Source organism: Microbacterium sp. RU1D, assembly GCF_900156435.1.
In the GTDB taxonomy this organism is placed as follows: domain Bacteria; phylum Actinomycetota; class Actinomycetes; order Actinomycetales; family Microbacteriaceae; genus Microbacterium.
The window spans coordinates 440972-455047 of record NZ_FTPQ01000001.1 but is presented as its reverse complement, the minus strand read 5'-3'; the positions used below and the strand labels follow the sequence as shown (position 1 = coordinate 455047).

At 62.3% G+C, this 14076-nt stretch carries 9 protein-coding genes; 6 read left to right on the top strand and 3 right to left on the bottom strand.

Annotated features, from left to right (window positions below; translation table 11 throughout):
* Window positions 1-37: 37 nt before the first annotated feature.
* The gene (locus B0B15_RS16115; RefSeq protein ID WP_143016315.1) at window positions 38-1726 is read left to right on the top strand and encodes a hypothetical protein; all 1689 of its coding nucleotides are present in this window, start codon (window positions 38-40) and stop codon (window positions 1724-1726) included.
* Between the two features lie 217 nt (window positions 1727-1943).
* On the top strand, window positions 1944-3080 hold the full coding sequence (locus B0B15_RS02050; protein ID WP_076673056.1) for an AbiH family protein: 1137 nt from the start codon (window positions 1944-1946) through the stop codon (window positions 3078-3080).
* 297 nt (window positions 3081-3377) lie between these two features.
* On the opposite strand, the gene B0B15_RS02045 is transcribed toward B0B15_RS02050, so the two are convergent.
* A complete protein-coding gene (locus tag B0B15_RS02045) occupies window positions 3378-8369 on the bottom strand; it encodes a hypothetical protein (RefSeq protein WP_076673055.1) in 4992 nt (1663 codons plus the stop codon).
* A 216-nt stretch (window positions 8370-8585) separates the two neighbouring features.
* Here B0B15_RS02045 and B0B15_RS02040 point away from each other — a divergent pair, with 216 nt between their 5' ends.
* From B0B15_RS02040 to B0B15_RS02025, 3 genes are all read left to right on the top strand, one after another.
* Entirely contained in the window at window positions 8586-9716 is a 1131-nt protein-coding gene (locus B0B15_RS02040) for a hypothetical protein (protein ID WP_143016314.1), read from the top strand.
* Between the two features lie 370 nt (window positions 9717-10086).
* Entirely contained in the window at window positions 10087-10776 is a 690-nt protein-coding gene (locus B0B15_RS02035; protein WP_176776545.1) for an antitoxin Xre/MbcA/ParS toxin-binding domain-containing protein, read from the top strand.
* A 961-nt stretch (window positions 10777-11737) separates the two neighbouring features.
* Window positions 11738-12058, top strand: a complete 321-nt coding sequence (locus B0B15_RS02025) for a hypothetical protein (RefSeq protein WP_143016313.1) — start codon at window positions 11738-11740, stop codon at window positions 12056-12058.
* Window positions 12059-12252: 194 nt separating this feature from the next.
* Here B0B15_RS02025 and B0B15_RS02020 read toward each other — a convergent pair whose 3' ends face one another.
* On the bottom strand, window positions 12253-12432 hold the full coding sequence (locus tag B0B15_RS02020; RefSeq protein ID WP_256334139.1) for a helix-turn-helix domain-containing protein: 180 nt from the start codon (window positions 12430-12432) through the stop codon (window positions 12253-12255).
* A gap of 112 nt (window positions 12433-12544) precedes the next feature.
* Here B0B15_RS02020 and B0B15_RS02015 point away from each other — a divergent pair, with 112 nt between their 5' ends.
* Window positions 12545-13159 carry a hypothetical protein gene (locus B0B15_RS02015; RefSeq protein WP_076673050.1) on the top strand — a complete coding sequence of 205 codons (615 nt, stop codon included), beginning with the start codon at window positions 12545-12547 and terminating at the stop codon, window positions 13157-13159.
* Between the two features lie 449 nt (window positions 13160-13608).
* Here the strand turns inward: B0B15_RS02015 and B0B15_RS02010 are convergent, their stop codons facing one another.
* The gene (locus B0B15_RS02010; protein WP_076673049.1) at window positions 13609-14064 is read right to left on the bottom strand and encodes a VOC family protein; all 456 of its coding nucleotides are present in this window, start codon (window positions 14062-14064) and stop codon (window positions 13609-13611) included.
* Window positions 14065-14076 lie beyond the last annotated feature (12 nt).

Sequence of the window (14076 nt, the reverse complement as noted above, 5' to 3'; positions counted from 1 at the left end):
CTAAGTCCACGTGCCGGGTGCTTCGAGGGGATAAACAGTGAACCAGGAAGACCCAAGCCACGCGGAGCTTCTCGAAGGCGCGCTCGAAGCAATTAGCGATAGAAAGAGCGTTTCGGAAGCAGCCGACGCACTGCGTCGACTTTTGCGCGAAGACCAGTCCTTGCCAGCTCTGGCCGTCCTCTATGGTTTCAGTTTCATCCTGGTGCTCGAGAGGGACGGACAGCTACTAACTAGACCTGCCTTCGAACCTCGGTACGAGACGGCGGCGGGTGACTTTCCACCACCCATCGCGGAATGGGACGAGGGCGTTGAAGAGTTACTAGCCGAAGCTGCAGTTCATCCGAACGCGAGTGTCCTTGCTCGAGCACAGTTGGGCCATACACTTTGGCGGCTTAGACCCAGCGGTGCCAATCGACCATTAGCGGAAAGCGCTCTGGCCTCCGCGATAGAGTTCGGCACTGATCCTGGCTCCGAGATCTGGGAACGATATCGAATTCTTGCGTCCGCGCTTGACCTCGCCCGCCAGTTGAACGATGACGCGCGTCGTGCTCAAGCGCTGGCCGCACTGCTCGCGGCCGCGGATTCGGTGATTGAGCAGTCCAACCTGGTCGGACGTGGAAGCGGTACTGCGCACGATCTCCTTCGGTTGTTCCTCAGCAATGGTGGCGCGGCAATCCAGGCCGTGCCCCTAATCGAAACCGCGATCGTTGAGTTCCACGATCAATCGCGAGGACGAACGGAACTCGCAATGCTGCTGGAATCGACGGCTCCGGACAACGAAACGCGCAAGGCGGTCATGTCAGCGGAACTCGATCGCCTGATCAGCGAGGCTGACGAACATGCGGGACTCGTGAAAGACCAGCTCCTACGCGAGGCACAACAACTGGCGAGAACCCGCGGCCTCTCCGATCACATCCGTGCGATTGGGGTGCGGCTGGCCCAGCTGGAAGTGGCCGACTTTGATCTCCGCGAGCATGACATCCACATCGAGATTCCTGGGGAGGTTTACCGGTCCGTCATGGCACCGCTCGAAGTGGGACAGCCAGTGGAGGAGAGCCTGCGCAGGCTCGTCGGCTTGTTTCCCCCGTTCGAGCCGGCGGGAGAATCACGTGAGCGGTCCATTGTTGAACTGATCGCCTCACCGGTCCAGATCAGCCGACAGGGGCTCGTTACGCGTGCTCCTTCCTCGGCAGATGAACTTAGGGACTATTGGGAGCGCCACGACGAGGACACCTTGAGTCAGTTCTACGTGGGATTCCTAGACGCGGCTCTTCAAAAGGTCGTCACACGCGACGACTTTCTTGAGTTCGTATTCCTTCTGCTCGATGGCTGCGATCTGTTCAGCGCGAAGGGCAAGGAACGGGTGCGTCGAGCGCTCGCGGCCTACATCGTGGGCGAGTGGGATGTCGTCCTCGACACCTTGCCGACCGTAGAAGCAGCAATACGGGAGATGGCCAGACAACAGGGTGCGCTGACCGTGAATCCGGCCGGATCCTCCGGCAGCATGGCAAATCAGCAGAAGCTTCTAGGAGGGCTTCTTGAGTCCCTCATGAACTCAGTCCCGTCCTGTCGTCGCCTGTTTCGATACTGGGAGTTCATGCTTGTAGATCAGCTTGGGTGGAACATCCGTAACAACTACCTGCACGGTCTCGCCGAAGAAGGAACACGCGCAACAGCGGGTGTCTTGGTGCATATCTTCATTCAACTTCTCGTCCCCCTTCGCTAGGGGCCGTGCGCGGTGCGCGTCTCACATCGCGCACGCGTCAAGCAAGTCCAGCATCGATCCGAAAGTCTGCTCACAGATCCGTGGGCGACTAGCTTGACCCTGCCGCCGTAGAGGATGGCGCAAACTTGCCACATGCCATGCTCGGGCTGAGTCCGATTTCACACAGGCGGGTGCTTGAGAGCCCGCCCGCCAACATGATGAGGAGACCGAGAATCAGATGGGCTACGAGGACTTCACGAGTCGCTTTGCCGAGGCGAGAACGCAGTACAACGTGATGGCGTTGGTCGGCAATGGGTTCGATATTCAGGTCCTATCTGGCCTTGGGGCTCCAACAGACACGCGATACGAGTCGTTCTATCACTTCCTGAAATATCGAAAGTTTGAGCCCACCAATCTGATCCTGGAGCAGATGGAGTCGCTCCAAGCCGCTGGCGCCGAGAATTGGAGCGATGTCGAGAACGCCATCGAGACACTTCGGAGCGACGGCGGTGTCCCGGCGGGGCAGATCGTTGCCGACGTGAGGAAGATCCAACGAGAGTTCGCGAGCTTCCTCGACCAAGTCGCCACGCCGGACGTGCTCTCCAGGCTGGGTGACATCGCAGTGGCGCGCGAGTCGACCATCAACTCCTACATGGAGTTTCTGGGGGACATCGAAGACGCGGACGAGTACCACAAGATGAAGCTGACCCAGCGGGTGGACATCGGCGATATCTTCAATTTCCAGTTCATCAACTTCAACTACACGACACTGCTCGACGACTTCGTCTACCTCGACCAGGAGCAGTTCGATCCGCACCCGCACCGATGGTCAGACCGCAACATCAACTTCCATCCAAATCCTCGAGGACACTCGGACGCACGCGAGCGAGCATCGTTCTACATGGTCGCCAACCTCATATCCGATGTGGTCCATCCGCACGGTGTTCAGTACACGCCGCGATCACTGCTATTTGGCATCGATGAAGCGGACGGTGACGCACGCACGCTCTCCAAGCCGTACTGGGCACAGAACAAGGTGAAGTATGAAGCGCTGTTCCCCGAGAGTGACCTCTTCATCATCTTCGGCTGCTCACTCGGAGCCACGGATCGGTGGTGGTGGAGGGCGATCATCGATGGCTTGCGCGCCAATGGGGACGCTGACCTCATTCTTTATTGGCGACGCGGAGCGCACGACGCGACCTTGACGGCCGACGAGCTCAGAACAAGGTTCTCGGACGCCGCGGGATATGGGGCGGATGCGGGTATGCTCGCGCTCCTCAGGGAGAAGATGCGCGTGGTGCTTTACGACGATTCGTCTGAGCGGGCGTGGCTTAATACAAACTCTCTCACCGCGCCGAGCTGGGTCCTCCCCTAACCGTCCCGCGGCGGTTCTACGAGCGGGAAAATCGCGCTGCGCGGTCGCGGAGAGCCAGCCCTGACGCAGCCGTCCTCCAAAATCGCTACATACAATCACGAACCTCCATCTGTATGCGGAGATGATGGTCTCCCGTAACCCGCGACCTCGTCGAGCGGCACCATCGAGGACACGCCGTCCTCGCCGGCCCCGATGCGGGCGTCGAGCGCTGCAGCGATCGCGTGTGTCATCCGCGCTTCAACAAGCAATTCGGGCACGGTTTCGAAAGCGGCTGCTCCCGGCCGGCGGACTTCGATATCAGCGAGAGTACGCGGCGAGCCTTGCGTTTCCTGCGTAGACCAAGCGGTCTACGAGTTCCAGCCACGCGTTCCCGCTCCCGCGTGTGTCGGCCTCCACTTTGATGTCTACGAGCCACTCGTCCATGGGGTCATAGCTGACAATCTGACGGTCAGTCCGGGCCAGGCACAGGTCGCCAACCCAATCCAATCCCTCACTTAGTTGTTTCTCGATGGATAGTTGGCGCAAGAATCTGACGAGTTCGAGCAGACACGCACGCCTTCCCGCGGCATGGAGGAGCCACCGCGGAATGAACTTTGCGAGATCCTCCGGGCGCACCCATGCGAATGTCTGAAGGCCGATCTCGCCATGCATTGACTGTGTTGTCTCGGGGTGGTTCGGAAGAAGGTTGCCTAGCGCGTAGCCGACGAACGCATCAGGTTGGTCATACACGGCCCCGTTCTTCTCAACTTCGTCCAGCGCATGCTTGAACACGGTTGGCCACACCGTTCTTGCCGCGTCGGCGAGTTCCTGGGTCTCCGAGCCGACTACCGCCAGATCCTGCAGAAAGGAACTGAAGACGTGAGCCGTGGGGGTGATGGTCGTGATGTAGTCGAGCAGAAGCGCGTCGGCTGCACCCGTGTGCGAGGACCTGAGTAGCAGAGCGCGGGCAGCGGTTTGAGTTTGGGCGCCACGGTCATCGGCGAAGTAGATGTGCTCGGAAGATTCGAGCGCTGTCATCGCCTTCGCTTGCGCTCGGAGAAGTGTGTCCAAGTCTCCGTGGGCGGTCCTGGCGACGCAAGCGCTTGATGTCGCGGCCCGCCCGACTGCCCGGATGGTTGCGCTCAGGCGAGCGGTGTCGAGGCGGTGCGGCCGCACTTGGGGAATGTGGAGCATGACGTCGCCGACCAGCGGGACGTCTACAGCTTCCTGGAGGTCCTCATCGAATTCGCCGATCTCGCAGAAGCGCGCGAGGTCGAGCGCCCACTCATAGGCGGTCAGGTGAATGCACGGGTCACCTGTGCACAAATGGCTCCAGACGAGGTCACAGCCTCGAGCGAAGCTCAGGCATGTCTCGGTCGCGGCGAGCGGTCCGAGAGCATTGGCGGCTCCGGCGACGTCGTCCGAGGTCACGCTCGTCGCGGTGAGACTGTCCGTCAGCTCAGGAAGGAGCAACCATGGGATGGCTTCTGCCGCGGCTCGGCGCGTTCCGATGTCCGATTCATAGATGCGGGCATCGGGGTCGTCCGCGGCGTCGTCCGCGGCTTGCTGGAGTATCCCGATGACCGAGGTGATTGCGAAGGAGACTTGCTCGCCGAGTGCCTCGGCGTGACCCGTGACAGCGCTGCGGATGGCCTCTGCCGCGACGTGGGCGAGCGCAAGAGTCGGTTCGGTCCCAGAGTGCATAGGCGGGTTGTCGTGCAGCTCTTTGATCTGAGCGAGGTCCTGCGCAATCTCGGCCGCGGTCGGTGGCGTCCAGCCGGCCTTCTGCTCTCGTGGCGGAATCCAGTACTTGTTCTGGAGCCCAAGGAGAGTGTCGCCGCGCGCCAGGTCAGCTCGCACCGGGGCGAGGCCTCGCTCGATATCGTCCGGCTCTCTGACCGAAACCTGTACGCCACCCTGAACTCGCTCTGTCATCAAGTTATCGGCGTCGAATAGCAGTGCCCATCGCCGCATGGTGCTCTCTTCGACATCGAAGCGGGCACTGTTCTGGATAAGTTGGTCGCCCAAGCCTCTTAGCTCGTCGCGGCGCGAATCGTCCGCGTAGAACGCAAGGCTCGGGACCAGGTTGGGGAGATGCCAGGCGCGGCGGTCGGGGTTCGTGATCCCGTCGTCGGGTGAACGCATGAAGCCGATGGCTTCCTTCGTGGCGCGGTACTGCTCAAACTGCCAGACAAGAGGCTCCACTAGGTAGCGGTCGAGCGCCCGAGGGTCGTCGCCGAAGTGGCGGATGGCGGCGCCTACGACAAGGGCGGGCATCGCTAGGTTGTCGCAACCCTTCAGCAGCGCCGTGGCAACCGTCTCAATTGACGTTCCAGCGGCAACCGTTCGGTCAGCCCACCGTTCGACAGCCTGGAGCGCGCTGACGCAGGGGTACGGGCCGCCGGTGTTGCCTCTGTACCAGCCCCACACATTGCCATCGCCGACATAAGTCCGCTCGGTGCCGTCGATAGCCAGCGTGAAAGCGTAGTCTGACTCGACCGACCCCGAACCGTCTTCTGCGAGGCATTGGACATTCGCCGCGTGGTTCAGTATCCGGTTCACGACGGGGGCCCAGTCCGCGACGAGACAAAACTCCATCAGGACCCAGAACGACCCGTGTGTGGGGCCGTTGAGAGCGCGGGCGCCACGGGTCTGGTGGTGGCGGATGCCATTCCAAAGGGTGCCGCCACGGTCGTCTCGACTGTCGATGTAATAGGACTCGGTCAACTGAAGCAAGAGCGTCGGGTCGTGCAGGCTAATACCTAAAGCGCTCCAGTCGAGGTCGACAGCTGGTTGCAGACGTGACGGGGCGTGTACGGCGACCTCGGACAGGCAGGCGCTCACGTCGTCGTCGATGTCAGGCCCGAGCAGCGCGAGCAACCGGATGTACCGCTCGTGAGTTATCTCCCGGCCAAGCACTCTCGGTTGCCGGTGAGGTCTCGAGTAGTTGTCGAAAACGCTGTAGACGGTATCGTCGGCAGTCTTGCGAGATACCCCGTTCTCGGTCCCGGGAAGACGGTGCTTTCGCCAATGGTCGAGCAATCGTCCTCGTAGTGCCTGCCGAGTTGACTGACCTGCAGGCAGCCTCGCGAGCAGGGCGGAGTTGAGCCACTCGCAGACCAGCCGGAACCCGTCATCGTCTTGGTCCCACAGCTCGTCATTCTCCTCAACAAGGAGTCGCACGACTGGCTCACCCCGCGACACATCGACCATGCCGTCGTGCCGCTGATGAAGTGAGACCAATCTAACCAACTTCGCAAGATTGGCGGCGGACTGTCCCGAACTCGCATCTAGCATGTGCCGCAGCAGGTTATAGGCGTCCGACATCTCGAGCACCGCTTCGAGCGGCACATCTCGCCAACGCCCCGTCGACATGTCGCCGAGCGCGTTGAACTGGGTAACGAGCCCCGCGAGTTCCGCGTTCGCGTCGCTGGCGCCTGCGAGCAGGCCTTCGCATGCGAGCTTGGCTGCTGACATCGACCATCGCTTAGGCCCCGATGCCGTCAGCGTTTCAGTGATGGACGGGGCTCGCACCAGGCGCACAGCCGTCGCGAAGCGGCGGACCTCGTCGTGCGCGAAAGCGGGTTCCGCTTTTCTAAGGTCCTCGGGCGACACCAGACGGTCGGTTCGCAGCGCGTCGAGCGCGGCATACTCGACCCGAGAGCGTCGATCCGTCTCCGGTAGTTCGAGCTCTTCCTCGCTGATCGCGAGGAGAGTCTCGGTGCGCGCCGCAGCCGGGCTCCCAGGGGTAGCCCGGCCGATGAGTTTCGTCCAGACCAGCTGAAGGCAGTCCCAGTTCCCCAGTGGCTCCGTCACCTTGACCCCAGTGAGGGCAAGAAGATCCACGACCGCCAAGCGCCGGTACATCGACCGGGGCGGCAAGTTCTTCAGGGCACCAGCAATCGCCGGCACCGCCGTGCCCACGACACGTAACTCATCGTCATTGAGTCCCGCAATCTCGAACTTATCAAGTGCCGGGTACAGGTCATTGACGTAAGTCGCCACATCCTCGACCGCCGTATCTGCGGTCACCAGAACCAGTCCGAGATCGGCAGCGCGAGCCGCTACAGCGAGTTCGCGCAACAGCGCATGCCGCCCCTCGACGGCGGCGTCGGCGGCGTCAACAATCAGGATACGAGATGGTGCCGTCATCTCGCTGAGTACAGCGTGAAACGGCATTCCGAGGTCGGATGACAGCCCTGACACTGATTCACAGACCCGCCGCAAATTCATGGCTACGCACTGGAACTCGCTTGGTGTTGCGGCGAGTTTCTGCGCGGTCGATAACGTCAGAGCGCTCTTGCCCGTGCCAGACTCGCCAGTGATGAGCACGGCGCTCTTCGTCAGTCCCGCCTTGGCGAGCTCAATCTTGACTCTCGTCCGCACCTCAGTGCGTGGCAGTTCGAGTCCTCCAGCAATCGCATGGCGGACCGCGACCAGTGCCGAACGCTGTTCGACCTCCAACTTCGCCCATGCCTCCGATGACCGTCCTGCATTCGGCGCGAGGACAGAATGAGCCCTGCGTCGAAGAAGGTCACGGTCCACTTCCGTGCCCTTCTGGTCGAACTGGGCGGCAAGAGAGTAGAGATGGTCGCGCACCTCGCCGCCGCTCAATCCGGCCCGCGCGAGAGTGGTGAGTCGATTGCCAATAGCGACCCAGTCGGTCTCGTCGTCGGACTCGACGCGGAAGTCGAGTAGCCACAGGCGGCTGAGGAGCAACCAGACCAATGTTCGAAGCTCACTCGAGGACGACGTCGGTCGCGCTCTCCCAACCAGAGCGGTCAGGTGTTTGTACCGACCGGCGTAACCTGCGTGACGTCCCTGCTCGTGGACCTGGCCATGAAACGCGTGTTCGGAGGCGTTATCCCGTGCCAGCGACGCAAGCCCCTGGACCTCCCTGAAAGCTGGCGTCATGCCTGTAACCGCGACCGCGACGTACCTGCGTTCGTCGCTGCCGAAGAGCTCTACCTGATCCAACAAACTCCCGATGAGCGCCGCCGTCTTCTTGTGGCTTTCGACGAACTGCGGGGAGCGTCGAGCGGCAACATGAACTACGACCCGCGACGCCCCCTGCGCGGCCTCCACTCGCAAGTCATCGATGGGGTCTGTCGGGTTGGTCTGAAAGGAAAGCCGGACCACGGGTAGCTCATCGGTCTCGGGACGGCCAGCCGCGAGAAGCATGTCGGCGAGGTAACTCGTGGCCACCCGATGACCGAGCGTGCTGCCCCCGCCGCCGCCGGCATATGGGCTCACCACCGCCACGTGTTCGTCGGGGGCAGCCTGCTCGCGCGCGCCGTGGGCATCGGTCATGTGTCAAGTTTCGCCTGAGAGGTAGGCGTAGGGGAAATGGCCGAGTTGTCGACGAGCGCTGTGCATTCGACCGCGCGCAAGGGCACAGGGATCATCGACTCCTGGGATCAGAACTCCCGCTGCGTCGGGAGGCGCCATGGTGAGTTGTAACCCGCGCGGTTCACCGATGCGATTTGCGGTGACCCTACAAATCTGCTCGCGTTCTAATCTGCTGTGGTGACTGATGATGCGGCAGCAGAGGAGCCTCTCGGCGATGCGGACGACGCCGACCGCGAGGAGGGCAACGCCGACCGCGACGAGGACGATGAGGAGGACGGCGGCGTCGAGCTAACACCGGAGCAGGCGGAGAGTCTACGTCGCACCTTCGCGATCATCCGACAGGGGCTGACGTTTGATCCGCCGGCGGTCAAAATCCCCGAGGCGTTCCTGACAGGTCTCGTCGATGTCGCCAGAATTGTTGAAACGCAGCAGAAGATGCTCGCCACCTCGATCGAGCCAATCATCATCGCGCACGCGAACATTCGAGAGCAGATGGCAAAAGCCATCAGCAGCGATGCCGTCAGGAGCATCGTCCTGGCGCGAGCCGAGATTGGTCGTACGGTCGAGCAGCTCACTCGGAACATCGACTTCGCGGGTATCGCCGCGAAGGTCTCCCAATCCTTCGCCGAGGAGCAGTTGGCACTGCTCCAGAATCTCGGCCCGGCGCTCGAGGCGATGCGGGCAAGCTTCTACCCGCCCAATCTCAGGGAGATCTCCAAGCTCAAGATCGAGGCGGTCAACCAGGTTGTCATGGCCGAGGGAATCGCGCTGTATGGTCTGCCGCGCAGCTCAACGGCCGAAGCGCTTGTCCAAGCCAAGAATGCGCGGGCTCGCCGAGAAATCCTTGGTCGCCGCTGGAAAATGATCTCGGCAGACTGCCGTGCAGCAGTGCTGAGCTGTACCTCGGCTGCCGTAGCGCCCTATGTACCGTTCGCCGTGGCGGCGCTAGACGCTCTCGACAGCGGGCATTCAGCCGGTGCGCAGGCGCTGACCGGTTCGCTTATTGACGCGGTCGTAACAGGCTACTTCGGCAGGGACCGGTACAAATACACGCCGAACAAGAAGACGCCCACGAATGACGCGTACAACGAGTTTACGATTCGAGAGTTCATCGCGTTCGCGCCAATGTGGCAGGCGTATCAACAGTTCTACGTAAGTAACGGCGACAAGGTGCCGTCGACGTTCAGCCGCAACGCGACCGCACATACTGTGAGCCCTCGGCAGTTCAGCCGACGGAACGCTGTCCAGGGGTTGATGCTCGCATGCAGCCTGCTGTACCGGCTTGATGAGGAAGCCTCGTATGTCTAAGGACGCGTTGCCGCGGTCCACTCGGCGGAGGCGCCGGTGCACGCAGACAGTCTCGCTTCGTTCCGCGTCCGGTAGCGGATCAGCCGGTCGTCCAAAACAATGGACAAGACGATCAAAGGTTCTCGGACTGAATCCACGCCAGCAGCCCGCTGGTCACGTCGGACCCTCCACAGGCAGTAAGTCCCGGCGCCACGTGAGTATTCCGCGAGACCGTCCGCGGAGCCTCCAGACACTTTCACGCCGCCATGATCAGACCTTGGGTCAGGTGTGTGCGCCCCCTCAGCTACGGCATAACCCGCAGGCCCTGGCGACATGGCCCCCGTCAACGTACGATAGTTGACATATATGTCAACCGAGGGTTGGAGGAGTCGTGTCAGGAGACGGCGAGCTAGAAGTGATCGGTCAACCGGTGAGCGTCAAGAAGCTCGACAAGCGGACGGTCGCGCTGACCAACTTCGAGGCAGCGAAGACGACGATCCGCCTGCTCATCGACACGGAAGCTGGTGTGTACGAGGTTCAGGTGACCGGCGGGCTCGAGACCGCTCTGCAATCGGCCTTCACCTCCGGTTGGGCAGCACCTACCGGGCTCGCGGAGCTAGCGCGCGCGGCCAGTTTTAGACAAAGCAAGGCGGACGCCATACGAAGACTGCTGGAGCACGCGAAGCGCCCGAAGCGATCCGACTCTGGACTGAGCCAGTGGGACGACCTCATTGGGCCGTTCTACAAGGCGTCGGCGATTGCGAAGTGGCGCAACGAAACGCGGCAGAACGTGAGCAAGCTTACCGGGACCGGCTCGCTGCTTGGGCTCCGAACCTCAGACAACGCGCTGCTGTACCCGGCGTTCCAGTTCGATGAGGAGGGGCGACTTCCCCCACGCTTCAAGGAGCTCCTCCGCCTGCTCCGGAGCGAAATCACGGACGACTGGACCGTCGCGCTTTGGTTGAACAATCCACAACACACTCTCGACGGTCGTACCCCCATCGAACTCATGCGAGACCCCCAACAGGCCGACCGGGTCTTCGCCTTCGCGCACGACGAGATCGCGCGGCGGTCCGCGTGACTGGTGGTCGAGAGGAAGTGGCGCAGAAACCGCCGAGCATCCCGCTTGACGGATTCCCCATAGCGGAACTTTCAGTGGTCGATACGCTCTGGCGCGCTCATGGATCAGCAAATACGCCCGGTTGGTTCTCCTCAAGCGGGGAGGGGCGGTTCGATCTGGCCGCCCCGAGCGGAACCTGCTACCTGGCAGATTCGATGGGCGCCGCGATTCGAGAACGGCTTGGAGGCGCGATCACGCCGGGCGGTCTAGTGACTCAGTCAGATGCGGAAGGAATGACGGTAACGGAGATCGCCGGGCTCACCGGCTCCTACGGCGACGTTTCCGCGCAAGGGGCCGCCGACTTCGGCGTGACATCAGAGTTGACGTCCATGACTCCCTACACCGTCCCCCATGAATGGGCTGCCGCGTTCTCTTCCTACGGGCTGCACGGAATTCGATACACTCCGAGATTTACTCCCGGTGCTGTGGCGTGGGCGCTCTTTGGTCAAGCAGGAGCGCATGACGTTGGGACAACGTTTGCCGCCCTAGATGGAGTTACAGCTTGCGGTGAGGCTGGCCTCAAGATCCTTCCCGGCCCTCCTTCGGCCTCTTCCCTAACCGTGAAGAAGCGGCCGTCCCGCTGACGAATCACCATGATCGGGAGTTCCTTACCCGCGTGGACCCGCTCCAAGGTGGAGACGTGACTACGGAGCGAAGCATCCCCCCGCCGAACGTTTGACGACAGCAACGCCGGTGGGCAGTCGATGAACCCGCAGATATCCGGCAGACGACGACAGCACGGCAGCAGCGGTCGGCAGCGTGGTGATTGCGATCACCGGCGGCAACTTCACGCTGCATCACGATCCCTCGAGCACGTGAGTGAGGTGGATGCGTGTCGGCGGTGCCCCTTCTGTTCCCGGCACGCGGGGGCACCGACGGACGTGAATCGCGCGTGGGTGAATAGACTCGCTAGCCTTAATCCATGGCGAGCGAGGCAGAACACGACCGAACCGTACGTGCGGCTATCCGTCTATCGACGGAGTTGATGACAGCTCAAACCCTCAATGACGAGGAAGCGCAGCAGGCCTGCATGCAGAACATTGTCGATTTCGTCTTTGGGGAGCCGGAGCAAATAGAAGATCGGTTCAATGCCTACATCCGGGCGAATGCGCACATCTCGTCGTTCCTGGTTGACTTCGCCGCTAAGGCAACGGATTCGTCAGTGGAGTGGATGATCTCGTCTGTGGCGACGACCGTCATTACGCGCACCGACAATGACGAGTCTGACCCGCCCGAACGCTGATCCGCCGGCACAGCGCCCGGAGATCGGTCTGCCTTGTCACACGACATGACGGACCATCGCCCTCTTGAACAGGTCCGAATCGAACAGCCGAGGGCGCGTCCGCGGCCGCCCGCTGGCCGCCGAGGCCCGATCGCAAATAGGGGCCGAGCCTGCAGGTGCCTACACGCTGCGCAGCATGGCTCGTCGCACCACTGTCAGGCGTCGACGCCGAAGGCGCGCAGCAGCGGAGCGCGGGGGATCATCCGGCGCGGGCCGAGTTGGATCGTGGGGATCGTCCCGCTCTCGATGCCGAGCTTGATCGTGCGGTAGTCGACGCCGACGAGCTTCGCGGCATCCTTCATCGTCAGGGCTAGCGAATTCGGCGACGCGTTCATGACTTTCTCCTTCGCTGGATGTTCGATGTCATCACTTGCTCACGCAATGTACACCCGTGAGTGGTCGATGTCATCACTTGCTCGCACCTCCTGGAACTGGGAAACTCGCAGCATGCCTGCACTCTCGATCGAACTGATCGACGACGAGATCCTCGACGCCGGTGACGGCATTCACCTGCCACGATCGTGGGTCGCCGTCGTGACTGGCCTTCCCGACATTCCGGGTGCCGTACGCGCGCACGTCGTGTACGACCCCGCACTGCGGCGGGCAGCGGCTGAGTGGATCCGAGTGGATCGAAGCGGCCAGGGCGATGAGGTGACCACCACGCTGCTGCGCGACCTCCGAGTGCAGGCCATCGTCAAGTGGGCTGCGTCTCGCGTTGTCCGCATCGACGGTGGTCTGTCCGAGCTCGAGGCCTACGGACAGTACTTGAGGCGACTGCGGGCGGACGCGTCGCGCTCGGAGGACCAGAACCTGCGCGAGGCGGTCAGGCTGTACCGGCTCGCCTCGGTCATCAACGACGGTCCACTCAAGCTGGTCTCGGAAGAGCTCGGCGTCAGCGTCAGCACCGCGACGCGCATGATGAATCGGGCCCGCGTTGCGGGTCTTGTCGACGAGGCCACCGGTCGGGAGGTCCTCGTTCAGGCCCGCGAGCAGCAGCTCCGCGAGCAGTTCACCGGACCTGTCGTCCGCCCAGGTTCATCGGGGCCTTCGATAGGTCGCTGACATCATTGGGATGCGTTAACCCGCATTTGAGCACTCTGCTAGGCAAAACGAGCCCTTGCGTTCATACCGCCCAAAATCGCGCCCTTCAGGTTGTGGCCAATACCGGCTTGGCCGCATCCAGTTCTGGATGAGCCTGGCGCCCAGTCCAGGACTGGTAACTCTTGCCCGCATTTTGGCCGCATTGTATTCGCCGGTGGCTGTATTCGGACGTCGCTGGATGTCGCATCGATCTCCACAACCCGCGTAATTCCGCGGAAGTTGTCGTTCGACGTCGCTGTACAGAATGCTCAGAACGTGTTCGGGTCCCTCTAGGGGCGCGGAAGTGGCGCTTAGCGCAGAAGCTAGCAAGCCGGGTGGACGCTGGCGAGGCCCGAGTCAGCACCACGCCGCGCTTAAGGTGCCGGCTACGCACTCGCCGCCCGGGGTCGTACGCACGGCGACGGCACAACTCACACCGCCGCGATCGAGACACTCCACGTTACGCCGAACCGGTCGGTCAGCAGCCCGAACCCCGCGCTCCACGCCGAAGCCGCGAGCGGCTCGACGATCGTGGCATCCGTCAACAGAATGTCCCAGTAGCCATGCAATTCCTCGAGGGTGGGGGTGCTGATCGAGACGAACAGCGACTGATCGGTGATCGTCGTGTTGTTCGCGCGGTGGGTCGATCCGCCGCCGGCGATGCCGCCCTCGGTGCGGCCGGGGATGTCGTAGCCCATGATGCGGAAGCCGTTCTCGGCGGCGACCAGGCCGAAGACGACCTTGTCGGAGCCGGGGATCTCGGCCGGCATGCCGAAGTCGGCGTAGGTGTTGACGACGAGGTGGCCGCCGAAGACGGACTGGTAGAACTCGAGCGCCTGACGGGCATCGCCGCGGAAGTTCAGGTGGGTGGTGGTCTGCACGGGCATGTCTGCTCCTCG